Below are 18,154 nucleotides of genomic sequence, written 5' to 3'. Positions count from 1 at the left end.
CTGAACTTCAGCTACTACCCGTCCTGGCTTTGAGCCGGACTAAGGATCTCGCCATGCCGTACAGCATCACACTTGCTGGAGACATTCAGCACTGTTACCCCGACCTCGGTACCGCTCGTTCAGATATCCTGGAACTGCGTGGCCAAGGCCAGAAGCCTAGGCTCTATTACTCGACCTCATTTGAACACTTGGGCTGTGAGATTGATGATTACGGGACCCCTATCCCAGAATACACGCACATATCCTGGAACGATTTTGCCAAGTTGCTCCCGCACTTCGAGGCTTGTTGGTCAGTAGTGGATGACGAGCTGTCAAGTCCGACCTATCGCCTTGTAGACGTCTTTGTGCTCTTCTGCGGTTGTTCCCATCACCTGGCAGATATGCACTACCCGCGATGTGAGACAGTCCCTGACTACCTTCGCGTAAGGACGACTTTTCTTCGCGTTACACAGGGTCTTATGGACCCAGATGAAGTGTAAAATCTAACTTAACCGTATCGGGCACATCTACCGATCGGGCTGATGATCCCCATGGGGACAGACATCATGCTTCTTCTGAACTTCGAGCGAAACTTCGAAATTCTCTACGTTCCAGATGAATATCCCGACCTGGAAGGGTCAGTTCATTGCTTCGAAAATGCGGGCCTGGCTTTCGGTTGGGCCTCTCTGCTGATTCTGTAATCCTTGCCAGCCTATGGCTAGGAAACCTTCTGCATGAGACGCTTGAACATCCCCACCACCTTCCTGTTAACGCTCATCGCATCTGGCTGTACCTCCCAAGTCACACGGGAGGGAAACCCCTTCGACGAGCCTCTTGCGCGAGAACCACTCCAAGCACCGGCCGCGGAACCTGGTCGCATCCTCAAAGCATCACCGCGGCAAGTCCCTGCCGATTTGCCCGTCGCTCAGATCAGGCAGACGGCTGACATCGAACCCGACGTTCAGGTCTACCCTGCTGGTGCAGTTCCGACCCCGATTTCCTCTACGCCGAACGTTCCAGTTGCAGAGACACCAGCACCTGACTCCGGCCGTGAGGCGCTGGCCGAGGCGGAAAAGGTAGCTACCTCCGGTGACACGACGGCAATGATCGAACTGCTGGAGCAAAGCGCCTTCAGGGGGAACATGGATGCTCTGTACCGGCTGGCCAAGGTCTACCAGAACGGAGAAGGTGTGCCAGCTAACCCTGAGCTCGCAGTGGCTTATCTAACCACTGCATCCGGACTTGGCCATGTCGAGTCTACCCGGGTGCTGGCCTGGGACTATCTACTTGGGAAAGGGGTAACCAAGGACATCCCATATGGGACCGCTCTGATGGAGAAAGCTGCAGAGACCAGCGTCAGGGCCAAACGGGAATTCGCCTTGCTGCTCAATAACACTTACCAACCCAACCTCAACGATCCATCCCGAGCAAAAGATCTCTTGAGTCAAGCCGCAGCCGCCGGAGACTCTGAATCGGCTAGAGCTCTCAGTATGTTGAATTCTGGCCTCAGCGTACCGCGCACGCTGGGCGCGTCAGCTTCCCTGGTGGTGCAGCCTCGTACGGAGGGAGACCCCGCGGATGTACGAGCGGAGTCTCTCAAGCAGAAGGCGTACAACGGCGACATAGAGGCGATGTATCGGTTTGCCCTGGGGCTAAGCCTGGGGAAATACCCTTCAATTGATGGCCAGTTCGAGGCGTATTGCTGGTATGCCGTAGCTGCAAATCATGGACACGCAGAGGCAGCAGCTGAGCTATCCGCGCTGGCCGGAGTGAAGACCCTTTCGGAGCGAAAAAGCCCGGGCAAGCTGGATCAGTGCATCCAGGAAACGAACGAAGCTGTCGACCAGGGCTAATCATCCCGGCTGCTGGCACAGAACAGATGGGCGGATGATGACCCTGTTCCACGAGCAGTCTCGACTGCAACACATCCACCAAACAAGGATCTGCTGATGAAAAAGTCAGAAATCGGAAAAGGTCGGTTCTACAGCGATGGCAAGGTTGGACTGCGGGAAGTGCTTGATGAGGGGCCTCAATACAAGCTCTACGCCGGCGTCGAAGATGAAGACTGCCTGCGCTTTCGCTGCCTGAACGCCAAGTCCTCCACCGACATCGGACAGGAGAGCAACAGCACCCGTACCTCTTTTGCCGCCTGGGCGAAACTGGAAATCCCTGCAGACCAGGTCCATACGCACCTGATCGGGCTTCGCGCTGACAAAATTGCGGGAAAGCTCACTGAGCCTCAGCTGCGGTTCGTGCGGTCCTTTGATAACGACCTGACTGAAACGGAATCAGTGGAGTGCGATCGAGAAGAGCATCGCGTTGCACTCTCCTGCATGAAGAAGGGCATCGTCGCTGAGATGCCGGACCGGCTCGACTCTGATGATCGTTGTTTCGACGTCAAGCTCACTGCACTGGGCCTGGCAGTTATCGCGAATGTCCTGAGCTCTTCGAACCAGTAGAGGGGCTCTCCGACTGGGGCACCTTATGCAAAGGCGCCCCCCAGTCACGCCAGAATTCGTGCAGTGATCGGGAGCTTCGAAGCCCGTGCCTGCTCGGCTCCGGATTCTGTAAGTGCGAACCGGGAGACACTTTCGTCACTCCGCCGGCGCTCCAGCAGCCCCATCCCCTCCAATCGCTTGATTAATCGGCCCCCCAGCAACCTTTGATTTCTTGCTGAAGCGACTTTGGTCGAAACCAGCGTGCCTAACATACCGGCGTCCGTGATCTCACCGCCTAGGTTCTGGATGACGGCAAGAGCGTTTCGATCCACCTCGGTGAGGGTTGCGGGGGCCTTGAACAGGCCACGTTCGATCTTGATCTGAGTGAGAGGAGTCATTCTGAAGGCACTTTGCTACGGACACCCCCGACTTTATCGAAGAAAGTTACTGATTCAACTCGAAATGCTGATCTGCTTTCCAAGTGGTTCTGGCACAGCTCTCGGAACGTTCAAATAGCCCCGAAATTTCCTGGCTGACGAGGCTATTTGATGAATCGCAATCACACCCCCCAACTTTCGGACACCGTAGAAGGTGTGCTCTATGGCTGGAAGCACCAGGCTGGCCAGAGTCCCAGTTCCGGTACCTTCGCAAGGATCTGTCCCGGCCCGACGTTCACAATTCTGTCCGACGGAAAGATGCACAAGGTTGTAGACACGATCTCGACAGTTGAAGCCACGCCCCATGATGAGCAAGACCTGCGAGATGCGATATCTGCAGGCCAAGTGGAGATTTACCGCTTGGTGCGCGGGGCAAAGCGAAAGGTGCTAATGCATGCTGCCACTGGAAACCCGCTGAAATCCGGAGGCGAGGCGTGAGCAAGGCCGTTCAAGGGTGGTACCGAAGCCGGCCAGGCATCTATCAGCACGAGACAGGAGCGCGGATCTGGAGCCATACCGCGCCTTCCAAAGCCGGTAATCAGGCCCTGCAGTGGGAAGTACGTCTTTCCGATGGCTCGCGGCAATCGGGCTTCAAATCGATGAGTGACGCCATGCGTCTTGCTCAGGAATTCGATCCGGAAATGCGGCGTTTCTGATGCGGTGAAAAGTAGCAAACTGACTTCACTGGATTATCAGCAACAGACCGGCGAACATTCGTCGGTCTTGCCATTGATGGCACGTAATCCCGAGGACCCCTATGAGTAATCTATCCCCCTTGCGAGTCATGCTTGTCGATGACTCCCGAACTATCCGAAAAACGGGCGAAGTCATGCTCGCTAAGGCAGGATGCGAGGTGCTTTGCGTTGTCGACGGGTTCGAATGTCTCGGTCGAGCTCTGGACTTTAAACCAGACCTCATTTTCATCGACGTCCTCATGCCGCGGCTCAATGGTTACCAGACCTGCCAGCTGATTCGAAGCCGGGATAGTTTCAAGTCAGTTCCTGTGGTGATGCTTTCGTCGAAGGATGGCCTGTTTGACATCGCCTTGGGCAAAAAACACGGCGCAACCGACTACATCACCAAACCGTTTACCCAGGACGATCTGCTCTCCGCGGTAAGGAAGCACTGCCCGCAATTTGAACCTGCGATTTGACACCACTCAGCTGGTGGCACCCCCTAACGCATTCAAGAATGGCTCCATTGTTCATTAATACGGAGCCAAAACGGAATGTCGAGCAACTCGCGTCTATATCCCTACCACCCGATCTCGGGTGATCGTCTGGCCGGCACATTAGAAGTGATCCCAGCTTGGGTACCCCGTGAAATCCACAAGACAGGCGACACCATTACTCTTGAGGACGGTAGCGAAACCCTAGTGAACTGGAATGGCCAAGAGCTCCTGCAGATCAACAACCAGTTGGTCCTGGTGACTGAAGGTGGAGATACCTGCCTGAAGAGTGAGGCCATCTGGAGTGAGCAGGACACACAGCACATCGAGGTCACCCTGCCTGGCCCGGCGTCCTCCTACCCCACTAACAACACGCTCATGCATGCATACGTGGATCTTCATGTTGCGGCATCGTGTGCACTCCATAATCTGCAGCAAGGTGACATCGAGGGCGCTTTGAAACAGCTGCAAGGGCAGTTGAACGCGAAACTCGACGTGGACCGGCTAACTCCATAGTCACAGTGACCCCGCTTCGGCGGGGTTCGTATTTTCAGGCTGCACCTTGAAACAAGACTCACCCTGGTTATACCTCTGCTCATGCCGGACAGGTTGGCCCGGCGAAAGCCCAAATCAGTAATGTCGGTTTAGCGAAGGAGCTACCACATGATCACCGAGTCTTTCCTCCGCGTTGCATTCATGGCCATGACCCTGTTTGTCGTGGCCTGCGCTCTCACCACCACGCTCATGTTCGGTGAGGGCACCACCCTCAATCCGATCGCATGGTTCTGCATCGGCAGTCTTTGGATGGCGTTCACCCTTTTCGCGCTCCTGGTCGCCTGGGCCACTCATCTCCACCGCGCCCACCGTAAACGCCACCCGGCTCCGGATCTGGCCCCAGCGGTGTAATTCCCCTCCATCTCCGGCTGAGTGCACCAGGGCCCTCCTGGGGATACTCAGCCGGGAGTCTCCATTCCAAGCCGAGCTTCTGGCACCTCACTGAACGAAGGATCATCACTCCCATGCAACGGGAGCCCGCATGAGCCTGAATCAGACCCACAACTACCTTTGTCAGCAAGGTAGCTCCAATAAGTTCTACACCTTGATGCTCAATTCCACCTCGGGCGGTTGGGTGGTCCTCTCGCATTATGGCCGTACTGGGACAGCCGGAACTCAACGGGTTGTGAAGTCCCAGAGCTCCTACTTCGCGGCTCTTGAGGCATTCGAGGGAGCTTGCAAAAAAAGGCTTGCACGCGGTTACGTGCTCGTGGGTACCGCTACGGACGCCCCAGCAGAAAAAATGCAACTCAAGTCCGAGATGACTGCTGCGGATCAAGCAGCAAGGCAACAACGACTTGACCAGCTCAAGGCCTTGCCAGTTCGGGCCGTTGAAATCGATCCAATGCGTCTTTGGTTGTAGTTGGGCTTCGCATCTGCGCGCCCCACTGCTTTCGCTACTACCGCAGCATTTCGGCTGATAGCCTTGGCGTATCGTGAATGAGAGATACACCATGACCAACAGAGGCTCGACCCTCAATGAGCGCATCGATCAGCATCTGAATGCGCTACGCAACACCCCTCACGGCCACACCTCAGGTCGCTTCCTATCATTCGTGGATGTTCCCGGCGACAGTGAAGGCAATGTGGAAGGTCCTGATCACATCCTCCGCATCCTGATGAATGACGTCGGGAACACCGTCGGTGAAGACTTCCTCAGCAATGTCGACTCGGTCCCTTTGGAGCAGTTTTGCCTCATGTCCGTAATTCGTAATGAGGGCACCGGCGGGATGCTGCGCTCCTTGCTCGACAGCTTCATGTCCGCATATGCCAATCCCGCTACCTCTGATGAGGCAATCGCCATCCTGAAGCGCCTCGAAGAGCTCAAAACCGTGCCAGTTCCAGCCTCCAACTAACAGGTTCTGGCACACCTCTTAGGACCACATCCTGCTCCTACAACTCGGGAGCGGGACACTCAAGCTGGCTCCTATGGATCTCAGCCCCGCGAGTCAATCAACTGCAGACGAGCATGAAGCCATGAACGAAATCTTCGAGTGGGTGGGTACGATTTGCGGAATCACCGGGGCGGCGTTGATCGCTAGTAACGTTCGCTTATCCCCTTGGGGATGGTGGTTGTTTTTGATCTCAAGCCTGGCCTTGTGCAGCTACGGCCTAATCGTAGGCGCTTACGGGATTCTCCTACTCAACCTTTGCTTCGTCTTGACGAACCTGCTTGGCATTGTGCGTGTCTGGCTGCCGTATATGCGTTCGCGTGGTCGGATCACAACCGTCCACTCCGAAATCCACCTCTGATCGAATGACACTCCCTGGGCGGCGTGCCAAGAATTCGTAGATTTTTGAGGCACGCCGCTTCTGCCACTCGAAACCTGCACTTCCAATGGAGCCATCTTCAGAGGAGTGCACCAGCATGAAAAACACACGCTCTATTGTCCGGGCCCCACAGATGGCCCTGGATTTCAGCTTTCAGCTACCTACTCACGTTTCCATCAACAGCAGATCTCCAGCGCTGGTTCGCGCTGAAGAGGACGACCAGGTCCAAGCGCCAAGTAAACGCAGCGCCGGCGCAGAACTTGGTGACATGGTGGTTGACGACCGCGTGCTCTCCCAGGGGATCACGACCTGGCGAAGTCTGATCGATTTCGCAATCCGTACCGGACACACTGAACTCTATGAAAGCGAGGATGGACGACAAGGTCTCCGTCGGCCGGGTTTCCGGTATGCCCCAATTTCCCGGCTGCCGGAACGCGCGCCGGAGTATGTGAAAGACGTGCTCACGGGCCGGCTCGCATCCTACTTGGAGCAGAAGAAGCTGCAGCTGACATCGGCGAGGGTTGCCGCGGACGATACCTTCAAGGCCCAGGTGGTGTTGGAAAGCTCAACCTTCCAGATCTCGATCTTCGAAGGACGAAAGCTTGATTCGACCTGGTCGTTCAAGCTTATGGATCTGCCGAGAACACCAGGACTGCAGGCCGACGATGAGGAAGCACAGTTGGCATTCGTCGCCAAAAGGATCAAGCGCATCCAGCGTGAGGGCCGTATCGCTGGCGGAGACGCTCGACTGATCAGCAAAGCAGTCATTCGAGCTGTGGAATCGATCCTCAAGAACATCGAGGTATCGAAATGACCACATCCACTGTCAATCACCAGGTGATCCAGCATCTCTTGGGGAGTGGTCACCCAGATCTGAAGTATGGCGGAGTAACCGCCGGTCTGGTCGCGATCGCGGCCGAGGAGGTTGCAGGTCAACTCCTTGATTTCGGATTTCGTCTCCATTCGGCTTTTCAAGATGGGTTGGCTGTAGTCCAGAACTACTACGAGCCACGTTCCGGCGCTTACATTCCAGACGTTGGGCTCTCAATCGGAATATTTGAATGCAAGGGATCTCCAACCCTGAAGGTGATGCTCAGGGTAGCCCCACCCTCTGCTGATATGCCTCCCGGGCCGGATGGTCTATTCGATCCAGCAATACGCGTACGGCGGGTTTGGTTCATGCCGCTGAATGATGCTGCAAGACCTTCAGACCTGGTTGAGTACCTACGCAAATTCCCTGGCCAGAGCTTGAGGGCTGCAGCATGAGCACTCCGAGTCGCCCGTTAGTAACGCCTATTGACCTGGCTGCACTCCGTGAGGCTTTTCGGCTGAGCCAGCAACAGGTAGCCGAGATTCTGGGGGTTCATCGAACCACCGTAATCGACTGGGAGAAAGGGAACCAACCCAACTGGCTACACCTGGCATGCCTGGGGATTCCTACAACCCTGGTGCTTCGCAGCGCAGTGTCGGCGCTGACTGCCGAGGACCTCATTTCAGCCCGCGGTTACTTGAACCTCGAGCAGGCCGAGCTGGCATGTCACCTAGGTGTTCACGTCCGAACGGTCCGAACTTGGGAGAGCAAAACTCCTCCCACCTGGTTACCGATTGCGCTCATCGGCCTTTCGCTGCAGTTACAGGCCCCCTTCTGGCACGCCCGCATCGCGACAAAATGAGCACAACCCAAAGGCACTCCGCCAGCGGTACAGCGAATAGGAATTCAAGAGCATGATCACCCTCAGCACCCCAAATGGCCCAACCGTTCAATACGCCAGCACCGATATTGCAGTGGCCATGATGGACTTCGCGCGGACACACATGACTGGCTACCTGGTCCAGGCGATCGAAGACCCAGAGGCCAAGTTCGGCATGCGCTTCGAAGCAATCCAAATCAACAACGAACTTACCTCCACCACCATCACCGTGCAATGAAGGACACCGAGATGACACTGGCAAAAACCACCAGTTCTACGTTTACGGTTGACGTCCTGGGGAACCAAAAGGTGCCTGGTGACCTGATTCACCATGCCTTGATGCAATTTCTGGCTGACTTTTCCATCAAGGTCAAAGAAGTCAGTACCCGGGAACTGGGTGTCGCTGAGACCTTGCTCAGCTGCGCTGAGCACGGCAGTGATCCCTCGTTCTTTGGTCTGCAGGTCGATTCTGAGCGGCTGGACGAGACGATCCATACCCAGCTCGAGCGATCGGTAAATAGCTCCCTCAATGAGGGGGTGTTGAGCCAGATCAGTTGGGTGCTGGCCCACCGGGGCCCCGACGCTGCGCTGGACATTCTCGTTGAGCTCGAGATGGCCACGAATCATGCAGTAAGCAGCCTCGGCAAAGTGATGATTCGCGAGGTCTCTCTTTGGGTAATGCTCGAGGACAATCGACCTCTGTCGTTGATCTGGAGCCGGGCCACCATTGATGAGTATCAGAAAGCTCAGTTGGCGACGCGAAACGATGATGTCGACATCGATAGCCTTTTGACTGATGTGATCCTGGACCTGGTCGGTCAGACCGGAGCCACTGTCTGCAACCGTACGGTATTCGAGCGGGTGCAGTGGCTGGCACAGACCATCGGCCCGGAAGCCGCAAATGGTGTACTCGCTGACTTTACCCTTCTTACCTGACCAGGAGTCCACATGGCTCGCATCACTTTCATGACTGATCGAGTGATCAATGGAAAGAAAAGCTACCACGTGACTAAGGATGGCCCGTGTGTAGCCACCATCTACTACGTCGACAAGGCTGCTCTCAATGAAAGTGGCGGCGGGCTTAACCGACCTCATTGGGTCCTGAAGCATTTATCAGGAAGAGTCGATCGGCACCCCTCCCTTGCAGAAGCGAAACTCGACGCAGCCAAGATCTAGCCTGTCGATGGCTTCTTGGGACACTGATGAGAATTCCAGCCACGTTGGTTGAGTTGAACTGATCAGTGCCATCGTTACTCTGGCTGCCTCCCCTGATAATGAGGCAACCCCATGTGGTTTAAGCATCTGCTTGCGTACTCCCTTACCCAGGACCTGCAACTCACCGCGGAGGTTCTCGAACAGGCATTGAAAGGCAAGCCTGCTCGCCCCTGTGAAAGTCAGGAACTCACTACCTACGGATTTACTGCCCCTCTGGGAAAAGGGCCTGATGCGCCGCTCGTGCACGCCAGTCAGGGCTTTTTCCTAGTAGCGGCGAAGAAGGAAGAACGCATCCTTCCCGGCAGCGTGGTAAACGATGCGGTCAAAGAAAAGGTCGAGGAAATCGAGACTGCGCAGTGCCGGAAGGTCTACAAGAAAGAACGTGATCAGCTGAAAGACGAGATCATCCAGGCTTTCTTGCCACGCGCGTTTGTGCGCCGCTCCACCACGTTCGCTGCAATTGCTCCAAGTCTGGGGCTGATCCTGGTTGATACCTCCAGCGCAAAAAAGGCGGAGGACCTCCTTTCCACACTCCGCGAGGTCCTGGGGTCCCTCCCGGTGCGCCCGGTCAGCGTCAAGGTCGCCCCAAGCGCTACCCTCACTGACTGGGTTAAAACACAGAAGGCCGCCGGGGACTTCTATGTCCTGAGTGATTGCGAGCTTCGTGATACCAACGAAGACGGTGGTTCCGTCAAATGCAAAGCTCAGGATTTGACCAGCGAGGAAATTCAACTTCACCTGTCCGCGGGTAAGCTGGTCACCCAGCTGGCGCTGGCCTGGTCGGATAAGCTCTCTTTCATCCTCGACGACAAGATGGCCATCAAGCGTCTGCGGTTTGAAGATCTCCTGCAGGATCAAGCAGAACAAGACGGCGGCGAGGATGCCTTGGCCCAATTTGATGCCAGCTTCACCTTGATGATGCTGACTTTCGCCGAGTTCCTACCGGCGCTCTTCGAGGCACTAGGTGGTATCGAGGTTCCACAAGGCGTCTAACCTAGAATGCCCATCGATCGATGGGCATTTCTCCAGGAGCACTGAATGTTCAGCCCCAAGCAGTTCGCAATGAACCATCTCGGTACCGACGAGCTACCTGACACCCTAGCGATGGAGCAGGTACTGGACCTTCTGCTAGCTGCCCATACCGCAGCAGGTGATCAGCGTTCTGACCTCGACGAGACTCGAATCAGGGATCTGCGCAAGGCACTGGCTGACATCGAAAGCGCTACCAAGGACCCGGTCTCTGCTCTAGTGGCAATGCGGGCCCTTACCAACGATGAGGATTAAGAGTCCATGACTCAAGACGTCACCAGAAATCTGTGCGCTCGGCCTGCGCTTGAGATCATTTCCAAAGGTCGCACGGAAACCACTACCTGGTATCAGGTGGTTCAAGGACTGAAGGTCTTATTCAATTTCGCCGGTATCGATGTCACCGAGTGGAAAAAGGCTGAACCGGACATGCTCGAACTGAGGCTTGAGCGTGGCGATCAATCCTCGATTATTTGGTTCAAACCCCTGGAAAGGGGTGTCACCGACATGCCGGTTTTCCCTGTGATGGTGGGTGCGAAGTTCATGGCATGCAAACCGTCCGCCACGCCGCACGACGACTGTGAGATCACCTACTTCTACTTACCTTGGGAATGCACGGCACAGGATCTGATCGATATCGCTTTCGGCGAGGTCACCTACCCGTGGATCGAGTCAGTCCAGAACTTCTCAGCTGCATACGATATGTCCGCTCCCATCGAGCGCTTCCCTCGGTGTGCCCTCGTCATGCTGATGGACAGCAGCACGAAGGGGGATCAGCGTGGGTCGGTCTACTTCAAGCTCTGGCATCAAACCGAAAACTCAGTAGAACTCCTTGATCTAGAGCCTACCAACAGCCCGTTTTCAGCTGCAGAGCAAGCGAAGCAGCTTGGCCACTCCCCAACCGTCTACCGCTGCCACAGCGGTTGCATCGTCCCATTTCTACCCACCAGCGGATTCGATTTCCTATGAACATGCGCGCGGCCATTGCCGCACTTCTGACTCTTAGTCCCATGGCAGCCGTCGCGGCGGATCTGCTTGAGTTCAAGAACCCGATTTCTTCGGAACTGCGTGTAGAGGCTATTCTCTGCAAATCTCCAGAGTCGCTTTTCCTGCTGTACGAAGGGAGCACGCTTGCGATGAAGGGAGGCGGACAGAATGCGTTCCAGTCCTACTTCCAAGCCTCCTCCACGGCGCTGGAGAAAGCTGGCGAATGTGTTCTGGAAAAGGAACCGCAAAAGGTCAAGGTGACGGCTATGGCCACACTGACGAACCCACTCAAAATGCCCGCCGGCGGCAAAGTCTACGGTCGGTTCAACATGAAGGGGCTTAACCGTGATGTGTATGCAATGTCGGAGGACCTGCCAGGGCTGACCGCCTACATCAACAAGGCGGTGAATACTGCCGACAAATAGCAACTGAAAATCGATGCGTACTTGATCATTTGACGGGTCCGCACATTTACTGCCGCGCCTTCTATCCGCGCGGCTGCGAGGGGAAATTGAAAGTCTCTGCACTCCTTCATCGCTATAACGATAGCGTTGAGCGCCGTCAGTCACATGCACTCCAGCTCGACACCCAGATTCGACGGTTGGAATCATCCACCCGTCGTTCAGGTGGTCGGCTGGAAACCAGGCTAAGCCTTGCTCGGCATCGAAGGGACAACCTTGATCGAGAGCATCGTGCTGCAGCTGACTGGAAAACGACAGTCGCGGTACCGCTATTCAACATCCTGTCAAAGCAACTGGGTCGGTACTACCGCGGAACCATCCTTGCCGGGGACACAGCAGATTCGTTGCGAATCAGCTTCCGCCTGGCCCCTGGTACTGATCAGATGATTGGCCCCCGGGCTCTCACAATCACGATGCAGCCGGAGGGTGCGCCGCTTAGGCTCTCGATCATTCGGGCCGTATGTGATGAGCATGGCCGGTGGCACGAGGAACACCTCTCCTCAGATACCCGTATCGCTGATATGGCGTCTTGCATGATGGAAAAAGCCCGGCAGTGAGCCGGGCTTTTTTGTCGTATTTCTTCAATTTGGTGCGGGCTCAGATTCCACCCACTGCCTTACCGCTGGGATGCCATAGGCGTCTTGTTCAATCGAGTAGACGTTGGTAATCAGCTCACCTGGCTGCTCTACACACCCTTTTTCCGATGTGCATATCTTGGGGGCCTTCTTCTCGTATGGCTTTTCCTGGCGGCACTCTATCGCTGACCACTTAGCCTTGCAGACGTACCCCTCTAATTTGAGGTCCTCGACCAGGTTACGTGTGGTTGAGCTCGGGTTCTGAATCCACCCCGCGGCGCACCCAGACACCAGAACTGCCCAGATGATGAGAGAAGAACGCATCAGATTACGGAGCAACATTTTCTTCCTGGATACGCTGATAGATCTCTTCGCGATGGACTGGCACATCTTTCGGGGCATTGATTCCCAAGCGAATGTGACCTTGATTGTTCGCCACCACGGTTACTGTGATGTCATCACCGATGTTGATGGTTTCGCCGACGGTACGGGTCAGGATGAGCATAGGGCACCTTCTTTGGTGGTTGATCCATGACTCACCTTAACGACTGAATAGTCCTGGTACCAGCGAAGAGAGGGGGCGGATTTCAGCACTGCATTTTGACTTGGATTCATCCGCCCACTGGTTAATCTCGACCAGTCATCATTTGCCGGATCAGCATGTGAAGCAGGTAAGCCCCCACAAACGACTGATACTCATCGTGAGTTTCGCAGCCTCTATCGCGGCTACGATTGGTGCGATTCAGTACAGCCACACAACGCCAGGCGCGATGCCGGCTACCACCTCCACAGAGTCCAGCGATGAGATCGTGAAGGCTTCAATTCAGGAGGATTTTCTGAAGGCCCCCGCCAAGTTCGACCTCACCACGGCGGCGAAAAGGCTGTCGGACGTCACCATCGAGGAGGGCTATCACATTTGCTCTCCTAAGGACGAGATAACGGCGGATCAGTACATCGACATCTCGCGCATGCTGGACACACAGCGCTCCCATGCCGTCGAGTTCAAAAAAGCGGTTGATCTCGCATTAAGTGCACCGGATGGCGTATCTGATTGCACCTTCAGGGTGCTGACGCTGATCGATCGAGCAACCCCGTGAAAGGAAATGAAAAAGGGGCCTCAATTGGCCCCTCGGTCACTGGCAGCTTACTGTGCCCAGCCCTTGACAGTATCGGCGCCCCACTTCTCCTTCCACTCCTTCAGGGTTTTGTGGTTACCACCTTTGGTTTCAACCACTTCCCCGGTGTGAGGATTCTTGAAGCGCTTCAGCGTGCGAGCACGACGAGTACCTTTGCGATCGACTTTCTCTGGCACTCGCCGGTCTGGATCAAGGATGGCGATGACGTCCTTCAAGCCTTTTCCGTAGGAGCCAAGGAGCTCATTCAGCTTCCCGTTGAACTCGGCCTCGGATTGGTATCCAGGGCTATTGATGATCTCTTCTCGTTGCTTTTGAAGCTCCTGGATCTGAGCTTCAATCGCTGCAACCTGCTGGACTTTCGAAACCATTCTGTACCCCTTCCTGTTGTAGTAAATGGCATGCCGCTATGGATGTAATCGAATCACAGAACGACTTGCTCACAGGCCTCGATTGTAATTCGCAATCCCTCTCGAGGAAAGAAACGGGAGTCGTAGCCCGTTTGAATAGCATCAGAAGCAAAGCTACTGGAAAAAGAATCCAGGAGCCTGCGGCACCATCAACGCTGCCCTTGTTCTCGGCATACCAGATCACTCTCGATGATAGCGATCTGGGAAATCTGGTGAGCATTTACGATGCGCTTCCTCGGTTCGCATGGTCTGGGAAGACTGTACGTTCAGTCGCCGAAATGACTATTGTTAAGGAAGGTACGATTAACGGGGAGCCGTTTCGTGTAATTCTTAAAGCCGTTCCAATGCAGAAGCGGCTCAAGGTGGATGGCAAGCTATCGAAGCAAGTAGAAGATGTTGGTGTTTTCCCCGGCGCTCGTGAGGAGTTCGTTGAAGAAGCGCTTCGCAAATTTTCAACTCAAGGCAATGCCAAGTTTAACGAGGCTGAGTGCTCAGTTCAATTTACTCTTTATGAACTACAGAAAGAGCTTCAGTCGCAGAAGCATACTTATACGTACGCAGAGCTCCGGGAAGCCTTAGAAATCCTCAGCGAAGCTCCTCTTACTATCCAGACACGGACGGCGGATGGCGAGGTGATTGACATTAAATCGACCTACCTTCCATTCCTGGCTATTCGTAGTAGAAATAAAAGAAGCTCCGCATATGTGCAGCCCTCTCCGGATGACGACCCTGAGAGTTCAGTGCTTTGCAAAGCTGTTCTTCACCCGCTTATTTCAAGAAGCATCGCAAATGGTGATTACCGGCTTTATCAATACACCACATCCATGGGGCTTACGAATGGCATTGCTCGTGTCCTATACAGGATGCTTTCCTTCAAATGGCGAAACGCATCTCCAAGCCATCCGTTTACCTTTTCACTGGTAGACTTCTTATCTAACACAGCCCGAGGTCTTTCAAACCGCATGCCGGAAGACTTTCGCGCGATGAACATTGCGTTGGAGCAGCTAGTTAAAGAAAAAGCTATCCAGCGTTACGAACACACCAAAATTGCGAAATCAAAAGGGAAAGGGGCAAAGGATTATACTTACAAACTCTGGCCAACTAATGAGTTTGTTTCCACTATCATCAAAGGGCATCAAGCTGAAGCTCGCCGAGAAATTCAGTTGATGGCAAAGCGGGCGCGTTGACCTGTCGTCTGCCGGCAGCTCACCTGCCGGCGCCTCCGCTTGACCTTCCATTACTCAGGTTTAGTCCACGTTTCTTCCCCCTGGGAAGGACCTTCTGGCACAAGTTCCTCTCATAGACAATCTGCCTATCGCTCAGGAGGTAAGTAGATGTCGGCCGAGCCATCCCCCGCACAAACAATTGGCAGAGCTCGTGAATTTGGGGCTCTAGCCCCCTTAAACCGCAAGAAGATTCGCGCTCAGTTTGGGTTGGTGGACGTGGTCACTGCAGACCATGTCCGTAGGGCTACTGCCCTACTGCTCGAGCGTATTCAGGACTACTACACAGTTGTCCAGTACACCGGACCTGGCTACGTATATGGCCGCGCGGACAGTGAGTGGCCGTCCGCCCTCTACGCAACACCAGAGTTCAATTCCATGGAAGGGGAATGGAGCCATAAGGAAATGTCTCCTGCTCATCCGACATGTACCTCAGAGCGGCTGTTCAATGAAGCGGGATGGCTTTGCCTCGACACTGCTTGTCGGGTTGGGGTGTATGAAATGTGCCTCGAGGTCCCTGAGGCCAAGATGGTCTTGGAGCAGGCCCGATATGCAATCCTGAGCATGTGCAATGATCGCGCATTATCAGAGACGGACTGGAGAAGCTCACGACGCAGGATCGGTACCCGAGGCATACGCAAATTGCTCGAGCGATTGGGCTCGGTACTTCACCTCGTCAACATTGGGATAGGGTCAGTCAGACCGGTTGTTATGGCTCCAGGTTCGACGCTTGCCGGTCTCAAACACATTACCGACTGGTCGATGGGTTCTGAGCCAGGTCGAATGACTGGCCACGTTAGTTGGTAGCCAAACCTTAGTGCATCCCTACTGAGGTTTGGAACATGATTCCTCCTTTCTCCCACTCCTGGTTTTGATCCACCATCACTTCCGGACTCATCGAGCACTGAGGTTTAGTCCACGATTGATGTTTGGTCAGCCTTACGGGCCAGCCCCGGGACACACTGAGGTTCACCCCACGATATTGGCCTGGACCCGCGCCAGGCCAACGTCGCACACGAAGGCTCCGTCCATGATTCTGGCCCCGCCCCGCAATCAGCCCACGGCGTAAACCGAGGCTTCGTCCACGATCTGGACCATGACCTGCATCTCGGCCGCCGCCAGCACCGAGGCTTCGCCCATGATCTGGATCTGGGCCCGCGGCCTGGCCAACGATGCGCACGAAGCCTCCGTCCATGATTCAGGTCCCGGTCAGCCTCCGGCGTACACTCAAGGCTTCGTCCACGATTTGAGTCATGCCCTTTACCCCTTCCGCCGGCGCTGCCGAGGCTTACCCCACGGTCCAGTACCGGGTATGTAGCTCGATACCCTGCGCTCATGAAGGCTCCTACTACTCAGGTTTAGCCCACGATTCCCCTTTTTTCTCGGCAGCATCACGTATGCAGTAACCAACCGGATAAATTTCACAGCGTGGGGGCCCAACGAAAGATACTGAGGTTTACTCCACGATCCCCACTGCTCAAGCGATCGATTCCTGATCCGCTCAAGCGGGATAATCCGTCCTAACCGGTTTATCCAGTAGTCAGGTTCACTCCACGGTTGTACTGAGGTTTGCTCCACTCAGGGGTTTTATGGGGTACTTATCTACAGGGCTAGGGTCGATAAAGCCGCTCGGCTACTCAGGTTTCCTCCACGTTTCGGGACGGCATAGTCAGGTCTGCTCCACGATTCGATTCTATACAGTGAAGGTTTGGTCCACGATTCTCTTGAGGCCGGCCAGGCATAGTGAGGATTGGCTCATGATTCTAGGCAGGTTTGCCTCACGATTCTTCGCTCAACCCCTTGTTTCTAAAGGGATTTGCGAGACTCTCCTATATTCTTCCTTTTTCCTTATATTTCCTTTGTCTTGAGGGTTCTGGCACAAGCAGCATCATGAGGGAATCCACCTACCAATTCAGGAGGTGAACCACATGCCCAACAACAGCCAGAACTCCCTCACCAGCCGGGCAAAGACCTGGCTTTCTGCTCCACGGACTCTCGAGGAAATCCAGGACGCTCATTTGAGGCTGGTCAAGAAGACCCAGAAGGATAAGTCGATTGACCCGCAGGACGGTCGAACAGCTCTCGAAGCACTGATTGAAGGGTACGTGGACGCTGGCGGTGAAATGTTCGATCTGTACCAAACACCGGAAGCGCCCCAGGGGGCCCAAACCGACAAAGCGGCCGTGACGACGTCCTCGGTGATAGATCTGTCGCCGCTTTGTCCTGACGTTCAACCAACTCCACCTTTGACCATGGAGGAGAAAGCCAAGGCAATTCAGAACATCCGAGCAATGCTTGTCCGGCCGAGCCAGGTGTCGGCCCAATGAACGCTCTAGGTCAAGCTCAGCAATGGCTGCAGAGTGAGCTGCCATCGCCAGATGAAATCAGGCAATCCATCGACAACCTCTGTCATCAACTCGCAGGTTGCCGAAGTCTTGAAGGACAGAAGGACTTACAAGCCGCGATACAATTGCTGATGAAGCAATTCGGGGAGAGTCCTCCAGAGGTGTCACTCCCTGACGTCCCTGCGCCTACAGCTCAACTCGATGTAGGAAATCTCATACCCAATGAAGATGGGGATGAGGCTTCACTGACCCCTGAAGAACGTCGAGCTCGCTTCAACGCGCTCAAGGATGAGTTGGCAAGACCTTTTTAGGGTACGGCCTGCTTTCGCCCTTTGAGTGGCTCCGCCGGCAAAGCAGGCACCACCTCCGCATCGACGTAAATGTCTGCGTCGAAGAACGCGACGACTTCCTTTAGCTCAGGTGACCGAAGGAGATCCGCTAACCCAGGATGGTTACTCGTGATCGTCTTCCAAGCGTCCTTCTTACGGTTACCGGGCAATCCTGTAAGGCGCACATACCTCTCTCCAGCTTGCACCGTGGGCACAGAAATCGTCGTAAGCCAGGCCATTTCTTGCGGAGTGCTCATGTCCCCTCCTCTACGGAAAACTCCGACTCTGACAGCCCGTCAGCCGCATTCAAGCCAATCAGCAAGACTGGATTTCAAGCCCGCGTTTTGGCGTGAATCCATATGCTGGATCGTTAAAATCGTTCTGGTTTCGGAAACCAACAATCCAGGAGCGG

At 55.0% G+C, this 18,154-nt stretch carries 27 protein-coding genes; 23 read left to right on the top strand and 4 right to left on the bottom strand.

Annotation, left to right across the window (positions count from 1 at the left end):
* Positions 1-713 precede the first annotated feature (713 nt).
* A complete protein-coding gene (locus tag HMPREF1224_RS42495; RefSeq protein WP_010794250.1) occupies positions 714-1,832 on the top strand; it encodes a tetratricopeptide repeat protein in 1,119 nt (372 codons plus the stop codon).
* A 96-nt stretch (positions 1,833-1,928) separates the two neighbouring features.
* Positions 1,929-2,438, top strand: coding sequence for a hypothetical protein (locus HMPREF1224_RS42490; RefSeq protein WP_010794249.1), 510 nt, complete (start codon positions 1,929-1,931; stop codon positions 2,436-2,438).
* A 44-nt stretch (positions 2,439-2,482) separates the two neighbouring features.
* Here HMPREF1224_RS42490 and HMPREF1224_RS0112645 read toward each other — a convergent pair whose 3' ends face one another.
* Positions 2,483-2,815 (bottom strand): helix-turn-helix domain-containing protein, encoded by a 333-nt coding sequence (locus tag HMPREF1224_RS0112645; protein WP_019438004.1) that lies wholly within the window; start codon positions 2,813-2,815, stop codon positions 2,483-2,485.
* Positions 2,816-2,965: 150 nt separating this feature from the next.
* Here HMPREF1224_RS0112645 and HMPREF1224_RS45810 point away from each other — a divergent pair, with 150 nt between their 5' ends.
* From HMPREF1224_RS45810 to HMPREF1224_RS0112635, 17 genes are all read left to right on the top strand, one after another.
* On the top strand, positions 2,966-3,292 hold the full coding sequence (locus tag HMPREF1224_RS45810) for a hypothetical protein (protein ID WP_010794248.1): 327 nt from the start codon (positions 2,966-2,968) through the stop codon (positions 3,290-3,292).
* Positions 3,289-3,510, top strand: a complete 222-nt coding sequence (locus HMPREF1224_RS45455; protein ID WP_128683640.1) for a hypothetical protein — start codon at positions 3,289-3,291, stop codon at positions 3,508-3,510. Before HMPREF1224_RS45810 ends, HMPREF1224_RS45455 begins: the two co-directional genes overlap by 4 nt.
* Before the next feature lie 101 nt (positions 3,511-3,611).
* Positions 3,612-4,007: a response regulator gene (locus HMPREF1224_RS42485; protein ID WP_010794247.1), complete on the top strand. Its 396-nt coding sequence runs from the start codon at positions 3,612-3,614 to the stop codon at positions 4,005-4,007.
* Positions 4,008-4,082: 75 nt separating this feature from the next.
* On the top strand, positions 4,083-4,538 hold the full coding sequence (locus HMPREF1224_RS42480; protein ID WP_010794246.1) for a hypothetical protein: 456 nt from the start codon (positions 4,083-4,085) through the stop codon (positions 4,536-4,538).
* 147 nt (positions 4,539-4,685) lie between these two features.
* Complete coding sequence (locus HMPREF1224_RS42475) at positions 4,686-4,928, top strand: hypothetical protein (RefSeq protein WP_010794245.1); 243 nt, start codon at positions 4,686-4,688, stop codon at positions 4,926-4,928.
* A 130-nt stretch (positions 4,929-5,058) separates the two neighbouring features.
* Complete coding sequence (locus tag HMPREF1224_RS0112640) at positions 5,059-5,439, top strand: WGR domain-containing protein (RefSeq protein WP_031628652.1); 381 nt, start codon at positions 5,059-5,061, stop codon at positions 5,437-5,439.
* 91 nt (positions 5,440-5,530) lie between these two features.
* Complete coding sequence (locus HMPREF1224_RS42470; RefSeq protein WP_010792702.1) at positions 5,531-5,932, top strand: hypothetical protein; 402 nt, start codon at positions 5,531-5,533, stop codon at positions 5,930-5,932.
* 512 nt (positions 5,933-6,444) lie between these two features.
* On the top strand, positions 6,445-7,161 hold the full coding sequence (locus tag HMPREF1224_RS42460) for a hypothetical protein (protein ID WP_010794244.1): 717 nt from the start codon (positions 6,445-6,447) through the stop codon (positions 7,159-7,161).
* The gene (locus HMPREF1224_RS45010; RefSeq protein ID WP_019437999.1) at positions 7,158-7,613 is read left to right on the top strand and encodes a hypothetical protein; all 456 of its coding nucleotides are present in this window, start codon (positions 7,158-7,160) and stop codon (positions 7,611-7,613) included. The genes HMPREF1224_RS42460 and HMPREF1224_RS45010 overlap by 4 nt, the downstream gene beginning before the upstream one ends.
* The gene (locus tag HMPREF1224_RS46270) at positions 7,610-8,020 is read left to right on the top strand and encodes a helix-turn-helix transcriptional regulator (RefSeq protein WP_010792699.1); all 411 of its coding nucleotides are present in this window, start codon (positions 7,610-7,612) and stop codon (positions 8,018-8,020) included. Before HMPREF1224_RS45010 ends, HMPREF1224_RS46270 begins: the two co-directional genes overlap by 4 nt.
* Positions 8,021-8,072: 52 nt before the next feature.
* Complete coding sequence (locus HMPREF1224_RS42455; protein WP_010794243.1) at positions 8,073-8,276, top strand: hypothetical protein; 204 nt, start codon at positions 8,073-8,075, stop codon at positions 8,274-8,276.
* An 11-nt stretch (positions 8,277-8,287) separates the two neighbouring features.
* Entirely contained in the window at positions 8,288-8,974 is a 687-nt protein-coding gene (locus HMPREF1224_RS42450) for a hypothetical protein (protein WP_010794242.1), read from the top strand.
* A 12-nt stretch (positions 8,975-8,986) separates the two neighbouring features.
* Positions 8,987-9,214 carry a hypothetical protein gene (locus HMPREF1224_RS45000; RefSeq protein ID WP_010794241.1) on the top strand — a complete coding sequence of 76 codons (228 nt, stop codon included), beginning with the start codon at positions 8,987-8,989 and terminating at the stop codon, positions 9,212-9,214.
* Between the two features lie 111 nt (positions 9,215-9,325).
* Positions 9,326-10,246 carry a recombination-associated protein RdgC gene (gene rdgC / locus HMPREF1224_RS42445; protein WP_010794240.1) on the top strand — a complete coding sequence of 307 codons (921 nt, stop codon included), beginning with the start codon at positions 9,326-9,328 and terminating at the stop codon, positions 10,244-10,246.
* 45 nt (positions 10,247-10,291) lie between these two features.
* The gene (locus HMPREF1224_RS42440; protein ID WP_010794239.1) at positions 10,292-10,537 is read left to right on the top strand and encodes a hypothetical protein; all 246 of its coding nucleotides are present in this window, start codon (positions 10,292-10,294) and stop codon (positions 10,535-10,537) included.
* 6 nt (positions 10,538-10,543) lie between these two features.
* Entirely contained in the window at positions 10,544-11,248 is a 705-nt protein-coding gene (locus tag HMPREF1224_RS42435) for a hypothetical protein (RefSeq protein WP_010794238.1), read from the top strand.
* Positions 11,245-11,691 carry a hypothetical protein gene (locus tag HMPREF1224_RS0112635; protein WP_031628650.1) on the top strand — a complete coding sequence of 149 codons (447 nt, stop codon included), beginning with the start codon at positions 11,245-11,247 and terminating at the stop codon, positions 11,689-11,691. Before HMPREF1224_RS42435 ends, HMPREF1224_RS0112635 begins: the two co-directional genes overlap by 4 nt.
* Before the next feature lie 939 nt (positions 11,692-12,630).
* Here the strand turns inward: HMPREF1224_RS0112635 and csrA are convergent.
* Complete coding sequence (gene csrA / locus HMPREF1224_RS42430; RefSeq protein ID WP_010794235.1) at positions 12,631-12,807, bottom strand: carbon storage regulator CsrA; 177 nt, start codon at positions 12,805-12,807, stop codon at positions 12,631-12,633.
* Positions 12,808-13,003: 196 nt separating this feature from the next.
* Between csrA and HMPREF1224_RS0112625 the strand changes: the two genes are divergently transcribed.
* Complete coding sequence (locus HMPREF1224_RS0112625; RefSeq protein WP_172688665.1) at positions 13,004-13,399, top strand: hypothetical protein; 396 nt, start codon at positions 13,004-13,006, stop codon at positions 13,397-13,399.
* A gap of 47 nt (positions 13,400-13,446) precedes the next feature.
* On the opposite strand, the gene HMPREF1224_RS42425 is transcribed toward HMPREF1224_RS0112625, so the two are convergent.
* Positions 13,447-13,806 (bottom strand): histone-like nucleoid-structuring protein, MvaT/MvaU family, encoded by a 360-nt coding sequence (locus HMPREF1224_RS42425; RefSeq protein ID WP_010794233.1) that lies wholly within the window; start codon positions 13,804-13,806, stop codon positions 13,447-13,449.
* A 131-nt stretch (positions 13,807-13,937) separates the two neighbouring features.
* Between HMPREF1224_RS42425 and HMPREF1224_RS44990 the strand changes: the two genes are divergently transcribed.
* From HMPREF1224_RS44990 to HMPREF1224_RS44980, 3 genes are all read left to right on the top strand, one after another.
* Positions 13,938-15,032, top strand: a complete 1,095-nt coding sequence (locus tag HMPREF1224_RS44990; protein ID WP_228759825.1) for a replication protein — start codon at positions 13,938-13,940, stop codon at positions 15,030-15,032.
* Positions 15,033-16,996: 1,964 nt separating this feature from the next.
* Positions 16,997-17,395 (top strand): hypothetical protein, encoded by a 399-nt coding sequence (locus tag HMPREF1224_RS42420; RefSeq protein WP_010794230.1) that lies wholly within the window; start codon positions 16,997-16,999, stop codon positions 17,393-17,395.
* A complete protein-coding gene (locus HMPREF1224_RS44980; protein WP_019437328.1) occupies positions 17,392-17,724 on the top strand; it encodes a hypothetical protein in 333 nt (110 codons plus the stop codon). The genes HMPREF1224_RS42420 and HMPREF1224_RS44980 overlap by 4 nt, the downstream gene beginning before the upstream one ends.
* On the opposite strand, the gene HMPREF1224_RS0112615 is transcribed toward HMPREF1224_RS44980, so the two are convergent.
* Positions 17,721-17,999, bottom strand: coding sequence for a hypothetical protein (locus HMPREF1224_RS0112615; protein WP_019437329.1), 279 nt, complete (start codon positions 17,997-17,999; stop codon positions 17,721-17,723). The two genes, HMPREF1224_RS44980 and HMPREF1224_RS0112615, sit on opposite strands and share 4 nt — an antisense overlap.
* Between the last annotated feature and the right edge of the window lie 155 nt (positions 18,000-18,154).

Origin of the sequence: Pseudomonas sp. P179, from assembly GCF_000478485.2 — a bacterium.
Lineage (GTDB): Bacteria > Pseudomonadota > Gammaproteobacteria > Pseudomonadales > Pseudomonadaceae > Pseudomonas > Pseudomonas aeruginosa.
The sequence above is the reverse complement of the archived record's forward strand: the minus strand, read 5'-3'. Positions and strand labels throughout refer to the sequence as shown.